This window comes from Streptomyces sp. NBC_01497 (assembly GCF_036250695.1).
Lineage (GTDB): Bacteria > Actinomycetota > Actinomycetes > Streptomycetales > Streptomycetaceae > Streptomyces.
The window spans coordinates 648464-670077 of the sequence record NZ_CP109427.1; the positions used below are offsets into that span (position 1 = coordinate 648464).

Annotated in this window: 19 protein-coding genes; 12 read left to right on the forward strand and 7 right to left on the reverse strand. The window is 73.8% G+C overall.

Going from position 1 to position 21614, the window contains the following annotated elements; all coding sequences use genetic code 11:
- Nucleotides 1-45 precede the first annotated feature (45 nt).
- The 6 genes from OG310_RS02860 to OG310_RS02885 all read left to right on the forward strand — a co-directional run bounded on the left by OG310_RS02860 (nt 46) and on the right by OG310_RS02885 (nt 5111).
- Nucleotides 46-1377, forward strand: a complete 1332-nt coding sequence (locus OG310_RS02860; protein WP_329454278.1) for a CaiB/BaiF CoA transferase family protein — start codon at nt 46-48, stop codon at nt 1375-1377.
- Entirely contained in the window at nt 1374-2285 is a 912-nt protein-coding gene (locus OG310_RS02865) for an HpcH/HpaI aldolase/citrate lyase family protein (protein WP_443078535.1), read from the forward strand. Before OG310_RS02860 ends, OG310_RS02865 begins: the two co-directional genes overlap by 4 nt.
- Nucleotides 2286-2420: 135 nt before the next feature.
- On the forward strand, nt 2421-3125 hold the full coding sequence (locus OG310_RS02870) for a type 1 glutamine amidotransferase (protein WP_329454279.1): 705 nt from the start codon (nt 2421-2423) through the stop codon (nt 3123-3125).
- Between the two features lie 154 nt (nt 3126-3279).
- The gene (locus OG310_RS02875; RefSeq protein ID WP_329454280.1) at nt 3280-3762 is read left to right on the forward strand and encodes an acyl-CoA thioesterase; all 483 of its coding nucleotides are present in this window, start codon (nt 3280-3282) and stop codon (nt 3760-3762) included.
- Between the two features lie 192 nt (nt 3763-3954).
- Complete coding sequence (locus tag OG310_RS02880; protein WP_329454281.1) at nt 3955-4083, forward strand: hypothetical protein; 129 nt, start codon at nt 3955-3957, stop codon at nt 4081-4083.
- A gap of 143 nt (nt 4084-4226) precedes the next feature.
- Complete coding sequence (locus OG310_RS02885) at nt 4227-5111, forward strand: glutathione S-transferase family protein (protein WP_329454282.1); 885 nt, start codon at nt 4227-4229, stop codon at nt 5109-5111.
- A gap of 10 nt (nt 5112-5121) precedes the next feature.
- On the opposite strand, the gene OG310_RS02890 is transcribed toward OG310_RS02885, so the two are convergent.
- From OG310_RS02890 to OG310_RS02905, 4 genes are all read right to left on the reverse strand, one after another.
- Entirely contained in the window at nt 5122-6195 is a 1074-nt protein-coding gene (locus OG310_RS02890) for an LLM class flavin-dependent oxidoreductase (RefSeq protein ID WP_329454283.1), read from the reverse strand.
- A 112-nt stretch (nt 6196-6307) separates the two neighbouring features.
- Entirely contained in the window at nt 6308-7060 is a 753-nt protein-coding gene (locus OG310_RS02895) for an amino acid ABC transporter ATP-binding protein (protein WP_443078814.1), read from the reverse strand.
- Between the two features lie 66 nt (nt 7061-7126).
- On the reverse strand, nt 7127-8170 hold the full coding sequence (locus OG310_RS02900; RefSeq protein ID WP_329454285.1) for an ABC transporter substrate-binding protein: 1044 nt from the start codon (nt 8168-8170) through the stop codon (nt 7127-7129).
- Complete coding sequence (locus OG310_RS02905) at nt 8170-9303, reverse strand: LLM class flavin-dependent oxidoreductase (protein WP_329454286.1); 1134 nt, start codon at nt 9301-9303, stop codon at nt 8170-8172. Before OG310_RS02905 ends, OG310_RS02900 begins: the two co-directional genes overlap by 1 nt.
- A gap of 797 nt (nt 9304-10100) precedes the next feature.
- On the opposite strand from OG310_RS02905, the gene OG310_RS02910 reads away from it, so the two are divergent.
- From OG310_RS02910 to OG310_RS02930, 5 genes are all read left to right on the forward strand, one after another.
- The gene (locus OG310_RS02910) at nt 10101-11066 is read left to right on the forward strand and encodes an amino acid ABC transporter permease (protein ID WP_329454287.1); all 966 of its coding nucleotides are present in this window, start codon (nt 10101-10103) and stop codon (nt 11064-11066) included.
- Nucleotides 11063-13213, forward strand: a complete 2151-nt coding sequence (locus OG310_RS02915) for an FAD/NAD(P)-binding protein (RefSeq protein WP_329454288.1) — start codon at nt 11063-11065, stop codon at nt 13211-13213. Before OG310_RS02910 ends, OG310_RS02915 begins: the two co-directional genes overlap by 4 nt.
- Nucleotides 13214-13220: 7 nt before the next feature.
- Nucleotides 13221-13778: an NADPH-dependent FMN reductase gene (ssuE, locus tag OG310_RS02920; RefSeq protein WP_329454289.1), complete on the forward strand. Its 558-nt coding sequence runs from the start codon at nt 13221-13223 to the stop codon at nt 13776-13778.
- 129 nt (nt 13779-13907) lie between these two features.
- Nucleotides 13908-15164 (forward strand): LLM class flavin-dependent oxidoreductase, encoded by a 1257-nt coding sequence (locus OG310_RS02925; protein WP_329454290.1) that lies wholly within the window; start codon nt 13908-13910, stop codon nt 15162-15164.
- Nucleotides 15161-16540, forward strand: coding sequence for an NtaA/DmoA family FMN-dependent monooxygenase (locus OG310_RS02930; protein WP_329454291.1), 1380 nt, complete (start codon nt 15161-15163; stop codon nt 16538-16540). The genes OG310_RS02925 and OG310_RS02930 overlap by 4 nt, the downstream gene beginning before the upstream one ends.
- 144 nt (nt 16541-16684) lie before the next feature.
- Here OG310_RS02930 and OG310_RS02935 read toward each other — a convergent pair whose 3' ends face one another.
- A complete protein-coding gene (locus OG310_RS02935; RefSeq protein WP_329454292.1) occupies nt 16685-17554 on the reverse strand; it encodes an alpha/beta fold hydrolase in 870 nt (289 codons plus the stop codon).
- Nucleotides 17555-17851: 297 nt separating this feature from the next.
- Here OG310_RS02935 and OG310_RS02940 point away from each other — a divergent pair, with 297 nt between their 5' ends.
- A complete protein-coding gene (locus tag OG310_RS02940) occupies nt 17852-18946 on the forward strand; it encodes an Rv2578c family radical SAM protein (RefSeq protein WP_329454293.1) in 1095 nt (364 codons plus the stop codon).
- Between the two features lie 83 nt (nt 18947-19029).
- On the opposite strand, the gene OG310_RS02945 is transcribed toward OG310_RS02940, so the two are convergent.
- Nucleotides 19030-19812, reverse strand: a complete 783-nt coding sequence (locus tag OG310_RS02945) for a TIGR03084 family metal-binding protein (RefSeq protein WP_329454294.1) — start codon at nt 19810-19812, stop codon at nt 19030-19032.
- A 334-nt stretch (nt 19813-20146) separates the two neighbouring features.
- Nucleotides 20147-21403 carry a non-homologous end joining protein Ku gene (ku, locus tag OG310_RS02950; RefSeq protein WP_329454295.1) on the reverse strand — a complete coding sequence of 419 codons (1257 nt, stop codon included), beginning with the start codon at nt 21401-21403 and terminating at the stop codon, nt 20147-20149.
- Between the last annotated feature and the right edge of the window lie 211 nt (nt 21404-21614).

A 21614-nucleotide genomic window follows, 5' to 3' on the forward strand; every position in this document is an offset into this window, starting at 1 on the left:
CGCCGTGAGCTTTCCCTCCCCGCCCCGAAAGCCGAGGTACCCGCCATGCACGCACCCCGCAGTGACGACAGCGCCCGGTCACCTGGGCCCGGCGTCCCCGACACGCCCGGGGCGCCCGCGTCGGTCGACGGGTCCGACACGCGCGGCCCGTCCGGGGCACCCGGGCACGCCGACGGGCCCGGCGGGTCGGCCCCCGGTCCGCTCACCGGGCTGCGCGTCCTCGACCTCGCGACGCTGTTCGCGGGGCCGATCGCCGCGACGATGCTCGGCGACTTCGGCGCCGAGGTCATCAAGGTCGAGCACCCCAGGCGGCCCGACCCCTCGCGCGGCCACGGCCCCGCGAAGGACGGCGTGGGCCTGTGGTGGAAGCACCTGGGCCGCAATAAGCGGAACCTGACGCTCGATCTGTCCACGCCCGGCGGCCGGGACGTCCTGCTGCGTCTCGCCGCGACCGCCGACGTGGTGATCGAGAACTTCCGCCCCGGCACGCTGGAGAAATGGGGGCTCGGCTGGGAGGACCTGTCCGCCGTCAACCCCCGGCTCGTCCTCGCGCGTGTCACCGGTTTCGGCCAGTTCGGTCCGTACTCCCGCCGCCCCGGGTTCGGCACGCTCGCGGAGGCGATGAGCGGGTTCGCCGCCACCACGGGTGAGCCGGACGGGCCGCCGACCCTGCCGCCGTTCGGCCTGGCCGACTCGGTGGCCGCGCTGGCGACGGCGTACGCGGTGATGACCGCGCTCGCCGGACGCGAGCGGACAGGCGAGGGGCAGGTGGTCGACCTGGCGATCATCGAGCCGATGCTCGCCGTCCTCGGACCGCAGCTCCTCTGGTTCGACCAGCTCGGCTACGTCCAGCCGCGGACGGGCAACAGGTCCGTCAACAACGCGCCCCGCAACACGTACCGCACGGCCGACGGGAAATGGCTCGCCGTCTCGTCGTCCGCGCAGTCGGTGGCGGAGCGGGTCCTGCGGCTCGTCGGGCGTCCCGAACTCGTGACGCAGCCGTGGTTCGCCACCGGCACCGGCCGTGCCCAGCACGCGGAGGAGATCGACGCGGCGGTGGGCGGGTGGATCGCCCGGCACGACCGGCACCAGGTGGTGGCCGCCTTCGAAGAGGCGCAGGCCGCCGTCGCGCCCATCTACGACGTCCGGGACGTCATGGAGGACCCCCAGTTCGCGGCGCTGGGCACGGTGGCACAGGTCGAGGACGACGAACTCGGCCCGCTGCGCATGCAGAACGTCCTGTTCCGGCTGTCCGGCACCCCGGGCGCCATCCGCTGGCCGGGCCGCCCGCACGGCGCGGACACCGACGCCGTCCTGAACGAACTCGGCCTGGCCGGGCCGGAGATCGAACAGCTGCGGGAGAAGGGAACGCTGTGAACACCACGACACGCCGTACCGGCGCCGTACCGGCACGGGACGCCCCGGCGATCCCGTACCTGACCTGGCTCTACGTGCCCGGCGACCGGCCCGGGGTGGTCGAGAAGGCGATGCGGTCGGGCGCCGACGTCGTCCTGATCGACCTGGAGGACGCCGTCGCGCCGGAGCGCAAGGGGTACGCGCGGGACGCGACGGCCGAGCTGCTGTCGGCCCCGGTGGGCGGACCGGCCGCCGTGCACGTCCGGGTCAACGCCCTCGACGGCCCGGAGGCCGGCGCCGATCTCGCCGCGCTGGCGGGACTGCCCGGGGTCGGCGGGCTGCGGCTGCCGAAGGTGACTTCCGCTGCGGACGTCAGCGCCGTCGTCGGCGCGCTGCGCGACGCGATGGCGGACGCCGGGCGGCCCGTACCCCCGCTGTACCCGCTGCTGGAGTCGGCGCTCGGGGTGGAGAACGCGTTCGCCGTCGCCACCGCCGACCCCGCCGTGGCGGGCATCGCGCTCGGCGAGGCCGACCTGCGCGCGGACCTCGGCCTGACCGGCGAGGAGGCGCTGTCCTGGCCCCGCGTGCGTACGGTGGTCGCGGCGCGGGCGGCGGGACTCGCGCCGCCCGCGCAGTCCGTCTACCCGGACGTGCGCGACCTGCAGGGCCTGGAGGCCTCCTGCCGGCAGGGCCGGTCGCTCGGACTGCTCGGCCGCACCGCCATCCACCCGCGCCAGCTGCCGGTCATCGAGCGGGCGTTCCTGCCGAGCGCGGCGGAGATCGCCGCCGCGCGGGAGACGGTCGACGCGGCGGCCGCCGCACCCGGTGCGACCGCGCTGCCGGACGGCCGGTTCGTGGACGCCGCCGTGGTCGCGTCCGCCCGGCGTCTCCTGGTCCTCGCCGAGCGAGCGGCGGCGGCATACGCCTGAGGCGGGCACCGGCGGGCGAGTTGGTGCGGGCCCGCACCGCCTGATCCAATGCGGGGGCGGGACGCGGGGAACATCCCGCCCCGCCCCGCCCCGCCGGGCCGGAGGGGCCGGCCGGGCCGACGAAGGGATACCGCCGTGGACGTGCTCGTGGTGCAACACGTGCCGGGCGAGGAGACGTACGCGATCGGGGAGGCGCTGCGGGCGCGCGGCCTGACCCCGCGGGTCTGCCGGATGTGGCGGGGCGAGACGCTGCCGGCGGACCCGGCGGGGCTGCGCGCGCTGGTGGTGATGGGCGGACCGGCGGCCGCGTACGGCGACGACGCGGGCTTCCCGAGCCGGGCGGCCGAGGTCGCGCTGCTGCGGGCGGCACTCGCGCGGGACGTCCCCGTGCTCGGTGTGTGTCTGGGCGCACAGCTGCTCGCCGTGGCGGCGGGCGGGCGCGGGCGCCCCGGCGACGGCCTCCAGGTGGGCTGGGGGCCCGTCCGGCTGAGTGCGGAGGCAGCCGGGGACCCGCTGTTCGCGGACGCGCCGGGTGAGCTGCGCGTGCTGCACTGGCACGGCGACACCATGGACCTGCCGCCCGGGGCCGTGCTGCTCGCGTCCTGCGACCGGTACGCGGCGCAGGCGTTCCGGGTCGGCGCGGCGGCGTGGGGGCTCCAGTTCCACATCGAGGTCGACGGGCCCGCGGTGGACGTGTTCGCGGCCAACTTCCCCGAGGACGCGGCGACGGTTCCCGGCCTGCGCGCCGAGACCCCCGCCGCGCTCGCCGCGCTGGCACCCCACCGGGACGCCCTGCTGGCTCGCTTCGCCGACCTGGTGGCGGCGCGGCACCCGGACTGAGCGCGGGAGTCCTCCGACGCCAGGCATACCGGTATGAAATAGGATGAACAATGGCGGCGGCAATCCTGACGCGGCACGCTGGGAGACTGGACGGGGCCACGCCAGGCGGCCCACGGGACAGCGTCACGACGACACGCGGCAGCAGAGAAAGACGATGGAAGACAAGAAATCACCGGCGGACTCCATGGTCACGCTCGCGCACATCATGTCCGCCCACGACACGAACCTGTACGGGACCGTGCACGGAGGCGTCGTCATGAAACTCGTCGACGACGCGGCGGGCGCCGCCGCGGCCCGCCACGCGGGCTGCCCGGCCGTCACGGCCTCCGTGGACGGTATGAGCTTCCTCGCCCCGGCCCGCGTCGGCGACCTGCTCACCGTCAACGCCCAGGTCGAACACGCCGGGCGCACCTCGATGGACGTCGGCGTGCGCGTCACGGCAGAACGCTGGAACACCTCGGGCCCCGGAACCGAGGTGGTCACCGCGCACCTCACGTTCGTCGCCGTGGACGCCGACGGCACACCGCACGCCGTTCCGGCGCTGGTGCCCGTGACACCCGAGGAGCGCGAACGGCACACACTGGCGGCCGAGCGCCGGGCCCAGCGCGCGGCCGCGCGGCGGGCCGAGGACGCCTGAGCCACGCCGGGTCGCGTCCGGGCCTCAGGGCCCCAGGCGCGGCGTCGGAGGTGTCCGGGGGGCCTGCGGCGGGTGGGGCCCCTCCCGCGGAACGGGGACCAGCGAGCTCCGGCCATCTGCTGGACGCCCCTTGACGCCCCCGGTGGGGCGACAGAGACTCATGACACGACTCCGGTGAACGGGCGGGTGAGCATGAGGCTTTCAGGGACGGGGTTCCGAAACGCGGCCACGGCCATGGCCCTCCCCGCCCTGCTCCTGCTCACCTCGCGCCGCCACATCGACCTGCTGCGCGTCTGCAGCGCCGCCGGCCCCTCCGTCTGACACGGCCGGGGCGGGCGCCCGTCGAGCGCCACCCGTCCCCCGTGTCCTGCGAGCGCTCCGTCACCTCGACATCCAGGACCGCAGGGAGACGCATGTCCGCCAGCGTGAACGCTTTTTCCGGATTTACCGGTATGGCCTCTGCCATGTCAGAACCCGTCCCTTCCGCGGAGGCCGGGGCTCCACCGATGCGCGGGCGGATCGGCACCGATGCCCGCTACGGGCACTACGCCGTCCCGCACCGCTACCGCCTGCACCTGTCCGCGACCTGTCCGCACTGTCTGCGGATCTCGGTGACCCACGCCCTGCTCGGCCTGGACGAGACGCTGCCTGTGACCCTGCTGCCGCCGGTCCCCGACCGGTCCGACGGCGGGTACGCGGCACTCGACGACCTGTACGAGGCCAGTTCCCACCAGCATCCGGGGCCGTCCGCCGCGCCCGTGCTGAGCGACACCTGGACGGGCCGCGTCGTCAGCACGTACGCCCCCGAGATCGTGCGGGACCTCGCGGCCCGCTTCGGCGACGGACTGCGGCCGTTGCGGCCGTGCGCGTCGGCCGCCGGGATCGACGCGCTGGCCCGGCTCTGCGACCACGACATCGAGGCGGCGGCCGTACGTGCGGGCGGGCCGGACCCCGATCCGGCCGCGGCGACCACTGTCCTGAACGCACTGAGCGACCTCGAACACCGCCTCGGTCGCGGTGAGTTCCTGCTCGGCGCCGAACTCTCGACGGCAGATGTGCACGCCTGGGTCACCCTGCTGATGCTGGACACCGTGCACCGGTGGCACCTCGCCGCGCCCCTCGTCGAGCGCGTCGCGGACCATCCCCGCCTCTGGGCTTACGCGCGGCGGCTGGCCGGGAATCCGGCCTTCGGCGGCGCCCCCGACCGGGACGGCATGGCCCTTCGCCACCATGCCCCCTGCGGCTGCCGGGACACGCGGCCGGCCGGCGCCCCGCTGATCCCCGGGTCGGCGTACGCACAACGGGCGGTCCGCGCCGAGGCGGCCCGCCCGGTGTGCCACGCCCGCTGAGCTCAGCCCGTCACGCGCTCTCGGACGCGGCCCACAGCGTGGTGGGTGCCTCGCGGCGCACGACAGGCGCCACCTCCTCGGCGAACCGCTGGAGTTGCTCCCGCTGTGCGGCGAGGCCGAGGCCGAACCCGTCGACGGTGACGGACTGCAGGTCGTGCCCGTACGCCTCCCGGTAACCGAGGATCTTGTCGATGACCTGCTGCGGACTGCCGATGAGCTGGGGCCCGTCCTGCACCGCCTGGCCCACCGTGCGAAACGGTGTGTTGTAGCCGGCCCGCCCCGCGAGGTGCGGCTTGAAGTTCTGGCGCACTCGCGCCTCGTACAGCGGCCCGTACTCCGCCACCGCACGGCGGGTGGTGTCCGCGATGTACAGGCCACCGGAGCCCGCCGCGACGTACGCCCGTGCCGGGTCGTGGCCGTACTCGGCGAACTTCTCCCGGTAGTGGCCGATCAGCCGGGCGTAGGCCTCGCGCGGCTGTACGGCGTTCGCGGTGAACAACGGATCGCCGTGCCGGGCGGCCAGTTCGGGTGAGTTGAGGCTCGTCGCGGAGCCGTGCCAGACACGCGGCGGCCCGTCGTAGGGGCGGGGCACCGTGGTGACGCCCTTCAACGCGGGCCTGAACCGCCCGTCCCAGTCGACGTGTTCCTCGCTCCACAGGCGGCGCAGCAGCTCGTACTTCTCGGCCTGGTACTCCCACTGCAGCGACTCGTCGAGGCCGAACAGGCCGAAGTGGCCGGCTTCCGCGCCCTTGCCGATGACCAGTTCGACGCGTCCCCGGGAGAGCTGATCGAGGGTGGCGTAGTCCTCGGCGACCCTCACCGGGTCCAGGATCGCGACGACCGTGACGCCGGTCAGCAGCCGGATCCGATGGGTGCGGGCGGCCAGCGCGCCGAGGATCACGGTCGGGCTGGACGAGAGGAACGCGCCCGCGTGCCGCTCCCCCACCGCGAAGGAGTCGAAGCCGAGGCGCTCCGCCTCCGTGCCGAGCTCGACCACTTCGGTCAACCGGTCTGCGGCCGACTGGAGTTCCCCGGTGAGGGGGTGGGGTGCGTGGCTGACGATGGTCAGGACGGAGAACTTCATGTGCGGCTCCCGGGGGCGCGGCTGGAGATTGCGGAGGCGGCGGTGTGCGGGCGGGCGGGGACCCGGTGCCGAGCGCGGGCGGGCCCCCGCACCGGCACCGGACTCCCGGCCCTCACAGCACCTTGGAGAGGAAGGCCCGCGTGCGTTCCTGCCGCGGGCGGTCCAGCACCTCGGACGGCGTGCCCTGCTCGACGACCACGCCGCCGTCCATGAAGACGACCGTGTCGGCCACCTCCCGGGCGAACCCGATCTCGTGGGTGACCACGATCATCGTGGTGCCGCCGCGCGCCAGGTCCTTGATGACGTCCAGCACCTCACCGACCAGTTCGGGGTCGAGGGCTGACGTCGGCTCGTCGAGAAGGATCACCTTCGGTTCGAGCGCGAGGGCCCGCGCGATGGCCACGCGCTGCTGCTGGCCACCGGAGAGCTGGCGCGGATAGGCGTCCGCCTTGTCGGCGAGCCCGACCCGGGCCAGCAGCCCGTGCGCCTGCGCCACCGCCTCGCGGCGGGAGCGGCGCAGAGCGGCGATGGGCGCCTCGGTGATGTTCTCCACCACGGTCAGGTGGGGGAAGAGGTGGAAGTTCTGGAAGACGAAGCCGATCTGCCGCCGCTGCCTGCGCACATCGCGCTCGGGCAGTTCGTACAGGGCGTTGCCCGAGCGGCGGTAGCCGATCAGTTCGCCGTCCACACTGATGTACCCGCGGTCCACCCGCTCCAGGTGGTTGATGGTGCGCAGCAGGGTCGACTTGCCCGATCCCGAGGGGCCGAGCACGACGGTCACGCCGCCGGCGGGCACCTTCAGGTCGACGCCGCGCAGCACGTCGAGGGAGCCGAACCGCTTGTGCACGCCGCTCACATCGACCATCAGCGCCGGCCCGCCCGGGGACGGGGCGGCGGGCGCGGACGCCGCGAGGTGTGCCATGTCCGCCACCTATTCCGCCGCTGCCGGGTGCTGAGCCTTCAGCTCGGGCGGGCTGACCTGTGACGTGGTGATCGCGGAGTCCCGCACGCCCCACTTGTCGAGGATCCTGGCGTATGTGCCGTCGGCGATGAGTTCGTTCACCGCCGCCTGGAGGGGCCTCGCGAGCGGCGAGCCCTTCTTGAGGGCGAAGCCGACGTCGAGCCGCTGGAACTCGTTGAGGAACTTCACCCCGGCGGCGGGCTGCGACGCCTGGTAGCGCAGCCCGTTGATGGTGGACATGGAGACGTCGATGCGGCCCTGCTGGAGGCTGGTGAGCGCGGCTCCGTTGTCGGAGTACACCTTCACCTCGTAGGGCTTCCTGCCGGCCTTGGCGCACCCCGCCTTCTGTACGTTGAGCGTCGCCTCGAAGGTGGTTCCGGCGCCGACTCCGATGTTCTTCCCGCAGAGTTGGAGGAGGCTCGTGACCTTCTTCAGGTCGGTGTTGTCCTTGCTGACGGCGAAACCCTGGCCGTCGTTGATGTAGGTGACGAAGTCGATGGTCTTGCGTCGCTCGTCGGTCACCCCGAAGTTGCCGGTGCCGAGGTCGTACTTGCCGCTGTCGAGGGCCGGCAGGATCGCGTCGAAACTCGCCTCCTGGCGGTCCAGTCGGATGCCGAGGACCTTGGCCGCCGCGTCGGCGATGTCGATGTCCAGACCGACGGGCTGCCTGGCCGAGGCGGAGGGCAGGTACGCGGAGGGCGGGGCGCCGACGGACGAGGCGATCTTCAGGGTGCCGCGGGCCCGTACGGCCGCGGGCAGGAGCTTGGTGAGGGCCGGTTTCGCCGCGACGGCGGCCAGGACGTTCGCGGTGGGCGCGGCCGAGACCGCGCCGCCCGCGGGGGCTCCGCCGGCGGCGCCCGTGGCGGCCGGGCCGTCACCGCAGGCGGCGAGCACGGGCAGCAGGAGAGCCGCGGTGCCCGCGAGCGCGACGGCACGCGGGAGGGACGCGGACGGACGCGCGGAGCGCCCAAGTGGCGGGGAGGGGCGCGCGGAGCGCGGGCGTGGTGTGGACATCAGCCGGCCACCGCCAGGGTCTGGGGTCCACGGGCGCGGCCTTCGGCGTCGCGCCGCGCGACCTCCTGGCGGACCAGCGGGATGACGTACCGGCCGAAGTCGACGGCGTCGCCCAGCAGGTCGTACCCGCGCGCCGAGAGGATGTCGACGCCGAGGTCGTAGTAGTCGAGCAGTGCCTGCGCCACGGTCTCCGGGGTACCCACCAGCGCGTTGGAGTTGCCTGCCCCGCCGGTCGCGGCCGCGGTCGGGGTCCACAGGGCGCGGTCGAAGCGCTCGCCCGACTCGGCGATGGCCAGGAGCCGTTGGGAACCGGTGTTCTCGGGGGCTCCGACGCGATGGCGGCGGGCCACCGGGGCGTCGCCGCTCGCCCGCCTGTCCTTGATCGTCGCGACCGTGCGGTGTGCCTTCTCCCAGGCCAGTTCCTCCGTGGGCGCGATGATCGGCCGGAAGGCGACCTGGATGCGCGGCGCGGTGGTGCGCCCGGCGGCCCGCGATGCGGCGCGTACCGCCTCGATCTGCTCGGCGGTCTTCGCGAGCGGCTCGCCCCAGAGGCAGTAGATGTCGGCCTCCGCCCCGCCCGCAGCGAGCGCCGCGGGCGAGGAACCGCCGAACGAGACGCCGGGGCGCGGCTGCTGGACGGGGAAGACGTCGCTGACGAAGTCGTGGAAGCGGTAGTGCTCGCCCTCGTGGTCGAAGGCCTCGTGGGTGGTCCAGATCTTCTTGACGATCTCGATGTACTCCCGGGTGCGGGTGTAGCGCTCGTCCTTCGTCAGGATGTCGCCCTCACGGCCCTGTTCGTGGTCGTTCCCGCCGGTGATGAAGTGGACCGTGAGGCGTCCGCCGCTGATCTGGTCGAGGGTGGCGAAGGTCTTCGCGGCGAAGGTGGGGTACGAGACGTTCGGCCTGTGGGCCAGCAGGATCTGGAGGGTGTCCAGGCGGCTCGCGATGTACGCGGCGGCCGGGGCGGGGTCGGGCGAGCCGGAACCGTACGCGAACAGGACCCGGTCCCAACCGTGGTCCTCGTGGGCGCGGGCGAGCCGCAGTGTGTACTCCTTGTCGAAGGCGGCGCCCGTTCGGGCGTCCGTCTCGGAACCGTTGTTGGTCGCGGCGATGCCGAGGAACTCGACGGGCATGGGGGCCTTTCGGGGGAGGGCGGTCCGCACCGGGGCACGGAGGAGGGGCCGGCGCGCGGCGGGGCACGACGGCGAAGGCGGGGGGACGGGCGGGCGCGCGACGGTGCGCGGCTCGGGGCATGCGGGTGCGGGCACGCCGCGCACGAGGAGGTGAGCGCGGTGGACCTGCGGGGCGGTGTGCGAAGGGCCCACCCCGCTGGGACGTGCCCTGCTGTGCGGGAGGAGCGCCGTGCGGTGTGCGTGATGACGACACGTCAGGGACGTGGAGTACGAGGCGGCAGCGTGCGCCCGGGTGGAACAGGGAGAGCTCGGCCCGCGACGGGAAGTCCGAGGGAGGGAGGGCCGGTCAGGCGGCCCGCTGCCGGATCAGGCGCAACAAGAGGCGGACCACACGCGACCGAAGTCGATGTGTCCGCGGGTGACCAGCGGCAGCTGCTTCTGCATGCGCTCAGTCGAACACCGGGCGTTCGGTGAAGTCAAGGGGCGACCGCATCCTGGGCGAACCGGGCCCGTCGCCCGCCTCGCGCGCGACGGCTCGCACGGGCCGCGCGACCGGATCTGCCCGGTCCGGCCGCCGACCGTTCCCTCAGCCCGGCGGCCGGACGGTGCTTGACAGTTCGACGGTGGTCGCACGTACAGTCGATACGGCTTCGCCCGCTGTACTTCCGGGCCCGGCCGGCCGTGTTGAGGGACGCGGTTCGCGTGATGACACCGGTATGTCCGGGCGCCACCCGTAGGTGCGCACCCGTGGACCCGTAGACCACCGCCGCCCGCGAACCCCGCCGGAGTCCTCACCCATGACCGCGTCCTTCGATGTCGCACCCCTTCCCCCGCCCCCGTCTCCCCCCGCCGGCAGCGCCGCGGCCGGCCCCGACGCGCCGACGGCCGTCCGTATCGTGCCCCGCCGGCACCCGGTCCGGCTGCTGTCCGCGGCGGTGGCCCTCCTGGTCCTCGCCATGGTCGTGAACTCGGTCGTGCGCAACCGCCACTTCCAGTGGAACGTCGTCGGCCGGTACTTCACCACCCGCGCCGTGCTGGACGGGCTGGTGCTGACCCTGTGGCTGACGGCCGCGGTGATGGCGCTCGGCTTCCTGATCGGCACGCTGCTGGCCGTCCTGCGCCTGTCGACCAACCCCGTGCTCCGGACGCTGAGTTGGGGTTACGTCTGGATCTTCCGGTCCACGCCGATCCTGGTGCAGCTGCTGTTCTGGTTCAACATCGGCGCGCTGTACCCGCGGCTCGGCCTCGGCATCCCGTTCGGTCCCGAGTTCGTCACGGTCAAGACCGTGAACCTGTTCGGCGCGGGACTCACCGCGCTGATCGGCCTGACCCTCCACGAGTCGGCGTACGCGGCCGAGGTGGTGCGCGGCGGAATCCTGTCCGTGGACGCGGGGCAGAGCGAGGCCGCCGCCGCGCTCGGGCTGAGCCGCCTGCGCGTGCTGCGGCGGATCGTGGTGCCGCAGGCGATGCGCTCCATCGTGCCGACGGCGGGCAACATGCTGATCGGCACCCTCAAGGGCACCAGCATCGTCAGTGTCCTCGCCGTCCAGGACCTGCTGTACTCCGTGCAGTTGGTCTACAACCGGACCTACCAGATCATTCCGCTGCTGATGGTGGCCACCATCTGGTACGTCATCGTCACGAGCGTCCTCTCGTTCGGCCAGTACTACGTGGAGCGCCACTACGCGCGGGGAGCGCAGCGCGCCCTGCCGCCGACCCCGCTCGAACGGCTGCGCGCGTTCGCGGCGCGGAGCGCGGCGTGAGGGCCGCCGAGGCGGCGCCGGCCGTCGTCGTCCTGGTCGGTGCGGGCCCGCGCGCCACCGGCCTGCTGGAACGGGTCGCCGCCAACGCGCCCGAACTGTGGCCTCCGGGAAGACCGTTGGAGTTCCACCTGGTCGATCCGCATCCCCCGGGGGCGGGCCGGGTCTGGCGGCGGGAGCAGTCGCCGCTGCTGCGGATGAACTCAATGGCCGAGGACGTCACCCTGTTCACCGACGAGAGCTCGGTGCTCGACGGTCCGGTGTGCCCGGGGCCCTCGCTCGCCGAGTGGGCGGCGGGCACCGCAGGACGCACCGCGCCGTACGCCCCGCACGTGCCGCCGTCGGACCCGGAGGTACGGGCCGAGCTCGCGCACCTCGCACCGACCGACTTCCCGACCCGGCGGGCACAGAGCGCTTACCTGGACTGGGCGCTGCGGCGCACGCTCGGCACGCTGCCACCGCACATCACCGTCCACACGCACCGCACCACCGCCACCGCCGTGCACGGCCTGCCCGAGGGAACGCAGTTCGTCGCGCTCGCCGACGAGGACACGCCGCTCGCCGCCGACCTGGTCGTCCTGACGCAGGGACACCTCGGCTCGGAACCGGGCCCTGGCCACCGCGAGCTCGCCGAGTTCGCCGCGCGGCACGGCCGTACGTACGTGCCACCGGCCTTCTCCGCCGACGTGGCGGACGACCTCGACGCCATCGCGCCGGGTGAGCACGTCGTGCTGCGCGGTCTGGGGCTGGCCTTCGTGGATCTCGTGGCGATGCTCACCCAGGGGCGCGGCGGCCGCTACCGGGAGGAGGACGACGGCTCACTGACCTATCTGCCCTCGGGCCGGGAGCCGGTGGTGCACACGGGCTCGCGGCGCGGTGTGCCGTACCACTCCAAGACCGGATACCGGCTGGCCGGCCCGCGCCCCGGGCTGCCCCGGCACTTCGGACCCGAGCAGGCGCGCCGCCTGCTGGAGCGGGGGGAGCCGCTGGACCTGCGGCGGGACCTGTGGCCGCTGATGGCCAAGGAGATCGGCTACGGCCACTACCACGAGCTGTTCCACGCCCACCCGGAGCGCACGGCGACATCCTGGGAGGCGTTCCTCGCCGCCTACGACGGACTGCACTGGTACGCACCGGCCATGGCCGAGCTGGTGCGCGGGGCCGTCCCGGACCCCGGTGACCGGCTGGACTTCGAGGCGCTGGACCATCCGCTCCAGGGGCGTGTCTTCCCGGACACGGAGGCCTTCCAGGAGCACATGCGGGCGTACATCACGGCGGACGGGGAGCGCCGCGCGGACCCCGCCCACAGTGCGGACCTCGGGGCGTTCCTCGCGCTGCTGTCCGTCTACGGGCAGCTGCCCCAGTATCTGCCCGGCGCGGCGGGGACGGGCTCGCCAGGAGCACTGGACCACGCGTCCGTACGCGAGCACCTGGACGGCTGGTGGCAGGGGTTCTTCAGCTTCCTTGCGTCCGGCCCGCCCGGTTTCCGGCTGCGTGAGCTGCACGCCCTGTCGCGGGCCGGGGTGGTCCGGTTCGCCGGGGCGGGACTGCGGGTGGACGCGGACGAGCGGACCGGCACGTTCCGGGCATCGAGTCCCAGCGTCCCCGGCCATGTGATCACCGCTACGGCGCTCGTGGAGGCGTACCTCCCGAGCCCCTCCCTGTCCCGATCCGAGGACAGGCTGCTGCGCGACCTGTACGCCGCGGGCGAGGCGATCGAGGAGTCGGGGCGTCTCGCCGTGGCGTCCGACGGCCGGGTCCTCGACCCATCCCTGGGCGGCCCGCATCCGCGCAGGCTCGCGCTCGGTCACCACACCGGCGGGCGTGCGGTCGCGGCGTTCGCGAGGCCCCGCACCAACGCGCCCGCGTTCCGCCAGAACGACGCGGTCGTGCGCGCGCTGCTGCGCTCACTGGCGCAGCGGCCCCCGGCCGCCGGGCGCCCCGCGCCGAACCGGCCCACGGCGCTACCCGCTGTCCTGCCCGAACCACCCGAAAAGCAGGACCTGACCGGGCGGGCCGAAAGCCCGGACCGGTCCGGGCCGCCCACCGCGCCTGCGAGGGACCACCCGCCGGTACCCGGGGCGCCGCCGCGCCACGGGCCGCCGGCCCACCACGATCCCGTCCACCCGTTCCAACACGTACCGAGGTGAAACCCGCATGGCCACGATCCTCTCCGTCTCCGGCAGCCCCTCCGACCCCTCACGTACCGCACGGCTCCTGCGGCACCTGGACACCCGGCTCGCGGAGCGGGGCCACCAGGTGGTCCCGCTCGATGTGCGCGCCCTGCCCGCCCCCGCACTGCTCGGGGCGGACTTCGGGCACCCCGAGATCGTCCGGGCCAGGGAGGCGTTCGAACGGGCCGACGCCGTGGTGGTGGGCACCCCCGTCTACAAGGCCGCCTACTCGGGGGTGTTGAAGTCGCTCCTCGACCTGCTGCCGCAGTCGGTGCTCGCGGGCAAGACGGTCCTGCCGCTGGCGACGGGCGGCAGCGCCGCGCACACACTCGCCGTCGACTACGCGCTGCGGCCGGTGCTGTCGTCGATGGGCGCCGACCACATCGTGCAGGGGGCGTTCGTGCTGGACCGGCACATCACCGTACGGGACGACGGCTCGGTGTTCCTGGGTGAGGCGGCGGACGGCCTCTACCGGGTCCTCGACGCCTTCGCCGAGGCGGTGGCGCAGGCGGAGGCCGCGAAGGTGTCCGCCACGATCTGACACCGCGTCACCGCCCCGAGGCGCCACCGGCCGGCGACACCGCCGGCACCACCCACCCCACCGCCCCCTCGCTGCCCGACGGCGCGGCCCGATGCCGCGGTCCGAGCCAGAACCGGAAGGAACCTCTTCATGCCCGATCCCGCCCCCGATCCCCGCTCCCCCGGTGACGGGCCGCTCCACCTCGCCGTGGCGTTCGACGACGCGGGCTGGCACCCGGCCGCCTGGCGCGATCCGTCCACCGGCCCCGCCGCCGCGCTGTTCACCGCCCGCCACTGGGCCGCGCTGGTCGCCGAGGCCGAGCACGGCCTGCTGGACTTCGTGACGTTCGAGGACTCCCTCGCCCCTCAGTCGGCCCGGTTCGAGGGTCCCGACGAGCGCACCGACCAGGTGCGCGGCCGGCTCGACGCGGTGCTGGTCGCCGCGCGCGTCGCCCCGCTCACCCGGCACATCGGGCTCGTCCCGACCGTCGTGGTCACCCACACCGAACCGTTCCACCTCTCCAAGGCCGTCGCCACCCTCGACCATGTCTCGCGCGGCCGTGCGGGAGTGCGGGTACGCGTGTCCGTACGGCCCGACGAGGCGGCCCACTTCGGGCGCCGGACCCTGCCGCGCCTGACCCGCGAGACCATCAACACGCCCGAGGGCCAGCGGGCGGCCTCCGAACTGTTCCAGGAGGCCGGCGACTACGTCGAAGTGGCGCGGCGCCTGTGGGACAGCTGGGATGACGACGCGGAGATCCGCGACGCGGCCACGGGACGTTTCGTCGACCGCGACCGGCTGCACTACATCGATTTCGAAGGGCCGCGCTTCAGCGTCAAGGGCCCGTCCATCACCCCGCGTCCGCCGCAGGGCCAGCCGCCGGTGACGGCGCTCGCCCACAGCACCGTGCCCTACGCGCTGGTCGGACAGGCCGCCGACGTCGGCTACGTCACCCCGCACGACACGGAAGGCGCACGTGCGATCGTCGCGGAGGTCCGCGAGGCGCAGGCCGCGGCCGGGCGCGCGGACGAACCGCTGCATGTCTTCGGCGACCTCGTGGTCTTCCTGGACGAGACGGCGGGCGCCGCCGCCGCGCGCAAGGAACGCCTCGACGAACTGGCGGGCGCGCCGTACACGAGCGACGCGGAGGTGTTCACCGGCACCCCGGAGAGCCTCGCGGACCTGCTCCTGGACCGGCGGCGCGCCGGACTGTCCGGTTTCCGGCTGCGGCCGGGGGTGCACGGACACGACCTGGCCGCGATCACCCGCGGGCTCGTGCCCGAACTCCAGCGGCGGGGCGCGTTCCGCCGCGCGTACGAGGCCGGCACGCTGCGCGGCCTGCTCGGCCTCGCCCGGCCCGCCGGCCGGTACGCCACCGCCCGACCCGCAGAGGTGACCGCGTCATGAACCAGTCGCGTACGCCCGGCAAGCCCGTCAAGCGCGTCCATCTCGCGGCACACTTCCCCGGTGTCAACAACACCACGGTGTGGAGCGACCCGGCGGCCGGCAGCCATATCGACTTCGCGTCGTTCGAGCACTTCGCGCGGACGGCGGAGCGCGCCAAGTTCGACTTCCTGTTCCTCGCCGAGGGTCTCCGGCTGCGCGAGCAGGGCGGGAAGATATACGACTTGGACGTCGTCGGCAGACCCGACACGTTCACCGTACTGGCGGCGCTCGCGGCGGTCACCGAACACCTCGGCCTGACCGGCACCATCAACTCGACCTTCAACGAACCGTACGAGGTGGCACGGCAGTTCGCGAGCCTGGACCACCTGACGGACGGGCGCGCCGCCTGGAACGTCGTGACCTCGTGGGACGCCTTCACCGGAGAGAACTTCCGCCGGGGCGGTTTCCTTGCGAAGGACCGGCGCTACGCGCGCGCCAAGGAGTTCCTGGCCACGGCCAACGAACTCTTCGACTCCTGGCGGTCGGACGATCTCGTCGGCGACCCCGCGACGGGCGCGTTCCTGCGGGACGCGCGGGCGGGCGCGTTCACGCACCACGGCGAGGAGTTCGACATCGAGGGCCGCTTCAACGTGCCGCGCAGCCCCCAGGGCCGGCCGGTGATCTTCCAGGCGGGCGATTCGGAGGAGGGCAGGGAGTTCGCCGCGTCGAGCGCCGACGCCATCTTCAGCCGGCACTCCACCCTCGACGCGGGACAGGCCTTCTACGCCGATGTCAAGGGCCGCCTCGCGCGCCACGGCCGCAGCCCGGACCAGTTGCTGATCCTGCCCGCCGCGACGTTCGTGCTGGGCGACACCGACGAGGACGCCCACGAGAAAGCGCACGAGGTACGCAGGCAACAGGTCAGCGGGCAGACCGCGATCGCGTATCTGGAACACGTGTGGAACCGCGACCTGTCCGCGTACGACCCGGACGGCCCGCTGCCCGACATCGATCCGGCGCCCGGCGAGAACACCGTCGCCCGGGGCCGGGCCAGCGTCCGCATGCACCGCGACCCGGTCGCGGTCGCCAAGGAGTGGCGGGAGAAGGCCGAGGCCGAGCACCTGTCCATCCGGGAGCTGGTGATCGAGACGACCGGCCGGCAGTCCTTCATCGGCGCAGCCGCGACGGTCGCGGAGACCATCGACGCCTTCGTGCAGGCCGACGCGAGTGACGGCTTCATCCTCGCACCGCACATCACGCCCGGCGGCCTCGACGAGTTCACCGACACCGTCGTCCCGCTGCTCCAGGAGCGTGGCGTGTACCGCACGGAGTACACCGGCTCCACGCTGCGCGACCATCTGGGACTCGCGGAGCCCGAAGAGGCGCCCGCCCGCTGAACGGGGCTGCCACCGGACCGGTGCGCGCCGCGTGTGGCGCGCACCGGTCCGGTGGCCGGTGCCGCGCGGCGCCGTACGGGCCCACCGGCCGGTGCCGCGGCCGTGCTCTGCCGTGCCGTGCCCGGGCGACGATCCTGCGGCACCTCACCCGCCGGCGTGGTCCCTCAGCCAGGCCAGCGCCTCGTCGCCGCCGTCCAGTGCGGAGATGTGGCCGTCCTCGGGCCCGACGCGCAGCCGCGCCGACGGCAGCCGGGCGGCGAGCCAGCGGGCGTGCGCCGGGGGCGCGATCCGGTCCAGGCCTCCGTGGAGCAGCAGGACCGGCGCCCGCACCTGCGCCGGGTCGAAGCCCCACGGCGCCACGTAGGCCAGGTCGTCGTCGATGTGGGGGCCGGGCCCGGACGCCGTGGCCGCGCGCACCACGCCGTCGAACCAGGACCAGGGGCCGGTCAGCGCCGCGAGGTCGGCCGGTACGAACTCCGGGTCGTAGGGCGCGCCGGACGCGTGGAGCCGCTCCGCGGCCGCCCGGCCCGCCGCGGCGGTGCGCAGCGCCGTGACACCGGAGGCGGCCATGTCCGCGAACCAGTCGAGGCCCTCGGCGCCGTACGGTGCGAGACCGGACGCGACGACGACGGCGGGCACCCGGTCCGGGAGCAGCGCGGCGCAGGCCAGGGCATGCGGCCCGCCACCGGAGTGCCCCATGACGGCGAACCGCCCGATGCCGAGGGCGTCGGCCGCCCGCGCCGCGTATCCGGCGGCGGAGGCCACGTCCCGGCCGGGTCGCGGCGTCGAGCCGCCGTAACCGGGGCGGTCGTAGGACACCCAGCGGATGCCGAGCCGGTCGGCGGCCGGGAACAGCGGGCGCGGGGGCGCCCCGGTGTTCGGTGTCCCGTGATGCCACAGGACCGGCAGCCGACGGCCGGATCCGGTCCCCGCCGCCTCCACAGGCTCGTCGTCGCCTGTGTCGTAGACATGCAGAACACCGCCGTCGGGCAGCGGCAGATCCAGTTCCCTCATACGGCTGAAAGTACCGGGTGCCTCTGACAACGGGCCGTCGCCGCCGGCGGCAGGTGGCCGGTCGGCGGCTGCCGGCAGCGGGGTCGACGGGCGGGGCCGGCCATCGGAGGACGGCTGCTGCGAGCGGGTCTGGGACGGCCCGCCCGCCACCGGCGCCGGGTCGCCGTCCGGCGCCGCACGGACCCTGGTCGTCGCCGTACACTCGGCCGTCCGTCCCCCTGGCCGACGCGGCCGACCCCGCGCGCAGGCGGGCGCGGCGGACACGACCACGCGGGACACTCAGGGTGGGAGGGCGCGATGGGAGCCGAGGCGCGGGAGACCGAGGCACCGGAGTACGGGGACGCCGCGGCGGCACCGACGCGGTGGGACCGGCAGCGCACGGACGCCGTGGACACGGCCGCGCTGCCCGGGCTCGCCCGTCTGTCGACGTTCGTGCGGAGCGTACGGACGCCCGAGTTCCAGGGCGTCACCTTCCACGAGGTCCTGGCCAGGAGCGCGCTGAACCGGGTGCCGGACGACGCGCGGATGCTGCCCGGCGAATGGACCGTCAATCCGTACCGGGGCTGTTCGCACGCCTGCCGGTACTGTTTCGCGCGCCCCACGCACACCAGACTCGAACTGAACATGGCCGAGGACTTCGACCGCGAGATCATCGTGAAGGTGAATGTCGCGGAGGTGCTCAGGGACGAACTGGCGCGGAAGCGGAAACTGCCGCCCCGGGTCGCGTTCGGCACGAACACCGACGTGTACCAGCGCGCGGAGGGCCGCTACCGGTTGATGCCCGGCATCATCGAGGCGCTCACGGCGGCCCGGGTGCCGTTCTCCATCCTGACCAAGGGCACGATGATCCGTCAGGACCTGGAACTGCTGACGCGGGCGAACGCGGTCACCACCGTGCGTCTCGGTGTGTCGGTCTCCCTGCCCGACACACCGCTCCAGCAGTCTGTCGAGCCGGGCACGGCCACCACACGGGCCCGCCTCGACACTGTGCGCGCGATCCGTGAGGCCGGGCTGGAGTGCACGGTCTTCCTCGCCCCGATCCTGCCGCGCCTGAGCGACAGCCCCGGCCAACTCGACCGCATCGTGCGCGAGATGGCGGCGGCGGGCGCGACGGACGTGCACTACACGCCGCTCTATCTGGCCTCGGGCGTGAAGAACGTGTTCTTCGACTGGCTGCGCGCCAACCACCCCCATCTCGTGGAGGAGTACGCGGCCCTGTACGCGAAGGGGTCGCAGACACCCCCGAGTTACCAGGACGAGCTGCGGGCACGGCTGTTCCCGATCCTCACCCGGCACGGACTGCCCCTGCCGACCGAGGGGACCGCGGACAAGTTCGCCCTGCACGGGCGCCGCGACAAGCCGGAACCACCGCTCCAGGCAACCCTGTTCTGACCTGGCCGCCATCGGCCGGGGCCCGCCCGCGCCGAGACGGCCGCCGCACGGGTGCCGGCGGCGACCGAAGGACACCGGCCCGGCTACCGCTCGCGCGGCGGACGCCCCATGCCCGCGGGGCCCCCGAACGCCTGGGCGAGCGTCAGCCACTCCGCCGCGCCGGGGCCCGTCGTACGCAGTCCGGTGTCATCCGGGTGGCGCCGCTGGGTCACGACGAGGCAGAAGTCGAGCGCGGTGCCCTCCACGCGGTCGAGCGCGTCCTCGGGACCCCAGCTCCACTCGTCACCGTCGGGCGCGGTGAGCCGCACACGCACCGGCGCCTCCGGGTCCTGCTTGCCGTGCACCAGGTAGCTGTAGGGCCGGGTGGCCACACCGATGTGCGCGACATGCCGCAGCCGTGCCGTCGGCGTCCTGGTCACACCGAGCGCGTCGGCGATGTCCTGGCCGTGGGCCCAGGTCTCCATGATCCGGGCGGTGAGCGCCGACGCCGCGCTCAGCGACGGGCCGAACCAGGGGACCCGTCGCTTCGGATCGAGCCCGAGGTAGACGGAGAGCAGCCGGGCCCTGGTCTCCGCGAACCAGGCGAGCGCCTGCGCCCCGCCCAGGTCGCGGTGACGGGCGGCGTGGACGTCCGGATCGACGAACCCGATACGACGCTTCTCCGCGGTGAAATCGTCCGGTTCGAGGACGGCCCGCACGGCTTCCCTGTCGTAGTGCGCGAGATGGGTGACCTGATCGAGGATCGTCCAGCCGGGCGACGGTGTGGGCCGCTGCCAGTCCTCCTCGCCGAGCGGGACGAGCAGGGCCCGCAGGTCCTCCGTCTCGGCCGTGAGATCGGTGGCGAGCACTGACATCGATACGGCCATGCGGTGCGGCCCTCCTCCCGCCGCCGTGGGTGCGGCGGCACACGTACGTCGGTCCGGAGCCGGCACCACACCTGTCGTGCGCGGGGCCGGGTCGCTGTCGACACTCTCCGGTGACACGGGGACGGGGTCAAGACTACCGTCAGTCACCGGCGTGGACCCGGCCATCCGTGGGGGAGGGCTGCAGCGGTCCCCGGCGTGGCGCGGACCGGGATCGATCGCAGGCGCTGCCTCGCGGCACGAGGCCGCACGGGCCACGAGGCGCGGGCCACGGGCCGGGCCGTGGGCAACGGGAGTACGCGACACTGCCGCCTCCGCGTGTCGTGGCCGAGCGAGGTCAGGACGCCTTCCTGCGCGGCTGGGACGTCTTCTTCGCGGGAGCTTTTTTCGCCGGGGCCTTCTTGGCGGCGGTTTTGCCAGGGGCCTTCTTCGCGGTGGACGTCCCGGCGGTGGATGTCTTGGCCGGGGCGCTCTTCGCGGACGTCTTCCTGGCTGCGGTCTTCTTGGCGGGGGCCTTCTTCGCGGCTGTCTTTTCGTCAGGCGTCCTCTGCGCGGTGGACGTCTTGGCCGGGGCGCTCCTCGCGGTGGCCCCGCCCGATCCGGACTCCCCGGAAGAGCCTGCCGTGCCGTCCGATCCGGAGTCCGCGCCGGCGCCCTTCTTCGCGGGAGCCCTTCCGGCCGCGCGCTTGCCCGCCGGCGTCTTCTTGGCCGGCGCCTTCTTGGCCGGCGCCTTCCGGGTGGCGGCCCGCTTCCGGGGCATCTCATGGACCGTCGCGTCGGCGCCGTCCCCCTCGTCCGCGCCGGTCCCGGCGTTCTCGCCGCGCGACTCCTTGGCCTTGGTGACGCTCTGCTCCAGCGCGGCCATCAGGTCGACGACCGTGCCGGGACGCGCGCCCTCTTCCGCCTTCGGCGGCTCACGGCCCTCGGCCTTCGCCGCGAGCAGTTCCTCCACCGCGTACCGGTACTCGTCGTGGAAGGCGGACAGGTCATCCGTCGTCATGCCGTCGATGAGCGACATGGCCTGCGTGATCTCGTCCTCGGTCAGCTCGACGGGCCCCGGCGCCAACCCGGCCGGGGAGCGCACCTCGTCGGGCCAGTGCATGGTGTGCAGGGTGAGTGCGTCCTCACGGATGTCGAGGATGGCGAGCCGCTCGCGCCCGCGCAGCGCGAGTTTGGTGACGGCGACCCGCCCGCTGCGCTCCAGCGCGCGGCGCAGCAGAACGTACGGCTTCGCGGCGGCCTGGCCCGCGGCCTCCAGGTAGAAGCTCTGGCCGAGCCGCACCGGGTCGATGGCGTCACGGTCCATGAAAGCGATGATCTCGACCGTCTTCGCGGTGGGCAGCGGGATGGCGTCGAGTTCCTCGTCGGTGACCGGGACGATCTGGTCCCTGCTGAGCTCGTAGCCCTTGCCGATGTCGTCGTCCGTGACGATCCGGTCGTCGAGCTCGCAGCGTTTCTGGTTGCGGACGCGGCCGCCGTCCTCCAGATGGATGCGGTGGAAGCGCACACCGCGGTTCTCGGACGCGCCGGAGATCCGGATCGGGATCGTCACGAGCCCGAACGACACGGCTCCGGTCCAGATGGGGCGGGGCATGCGGATACCTCCAGCTCACCCCCCTGACGCGGTCAGCGTAGAGCGGCCCCGGGCGTTCGGCACCTCGAACAGCTCCGCCGCTCCCGCGCTCGTCCCGCCGGACCGTCGGCCGCCCGGGGCGTCCCGCCCGGCAGTCCGCGGTCGACAGGCGATGCCGACCCGTCGCCTTGCCCCACGCGCCCCACTCGCCCCACCCGCTCCGTCCCTCTTT

Coding starts and splice junctions, on each gene's coding strand:
- OG310_RS02860 (WP_329454278.1), top strand. CDS start 46: ATGCACGCACCCCGCAGTGACGACAGCGCCCGGTCACCTGGGCCCGGC.
- OG310_RS02875 (WP_329454280.1), top strand. CDS start 3,280: ATGGAAGACAAGAAATCACCGGCGGACTCCATGGTCACGCTCGCGCAC.
- OG310_RS02880 (WP_329454281.1), top strand. CDS start 3,955: ATGAGGCTTTCAGGGACGGGGTTCCGAAACGCGGCCACGGCCATGGCC.
- OG310_RS02885 (WP_329454282.1), top strand. CDS start 4,227: ATGTCAGAACCCGTCCCTTCCGCGGAGGCCGGGGCTCCACCGATGCGC.
- OG310_RS02890 (WP_329454283.1), bottom strand. CDS start 6,195: ATGAAGTTCTCCGTCCTGACCATCGTCAGCCACGCACCCCACCCCCTC.
- OG310_RS02895 (WP_443078814.1), bottom strand. CDS start 7,060: ATGGTCGATGTGAGCGGCGTGCACAAGCGGTTCGGCTCCCTCGACGTG.
- OG310_RS02900 (WP_329454285.1), bottom strand. CDS start 8,170: ATGTCCACACCACGCCCGCGCTCCGCGCGCCCCTCCCCGCCACTTGGG.
- OG310_RS02905 (WP_329454286.1), bottom strand. CDS start 9,303: ATGCCCGTCGAGTTCCTCGGCATCGCCGCGACCAACAACGGTTCCGAG.
- OG310_RS02910 (WP_329454287.1), top strand. CDS start 10,101: ATGACCGCGTCCTTCGATGTCGCACCCCTTCCCCCGCCCCCGTCTCCC.
- ssuE (WP_329454289.1), top strand. CDS start 13,221: ATGGCCACGATCCTCTCCGTCTCCGGCAGCCCCTCCGACCCCTCACGT.
- OG310_RS02925 (WP_329454290.1), top strand. CDS start 13,908: ATGCCCGATCCCGCCCCCGATCCCCGCTCCCCCGGTGACGGGCCGCTC.
- OG310_RS02930 (WP_329454291.1), top strand. CDS start 15,161: ATGAACCAGTCGCGTACGCCCGGCAAGCCCGTCAAGCGCGTCCATCTC.
- OG310_RS02935 (WP_329454292.1), bottom strand. CDS start 17,554: ATGAGGGAACTGGATCTGCCGCTGCCCGACGGCGGTGTTCTGCATGTC.
- OG310_RS02940 (WP_329454293.1), top strand. CDS start 17,852: ATGGGAGCCGAGGCGCGGGAGACCGAGGCACCGGAGTACGGGGACGCC.
- OG310_RS02945 (WP_329454294.1), bottom strand. CDS start 19,812: ATGGCCGTATCGATGTCAGTGCTCGCCACCGATCTCACGGCCGAGACG.
- ku (WP_329454295.1), bottom strand. CDS start 21,403: ATGCCCCGCCCCATCTGGACCGGAGCCGTGTCGTTCGGGCTCGTGACG.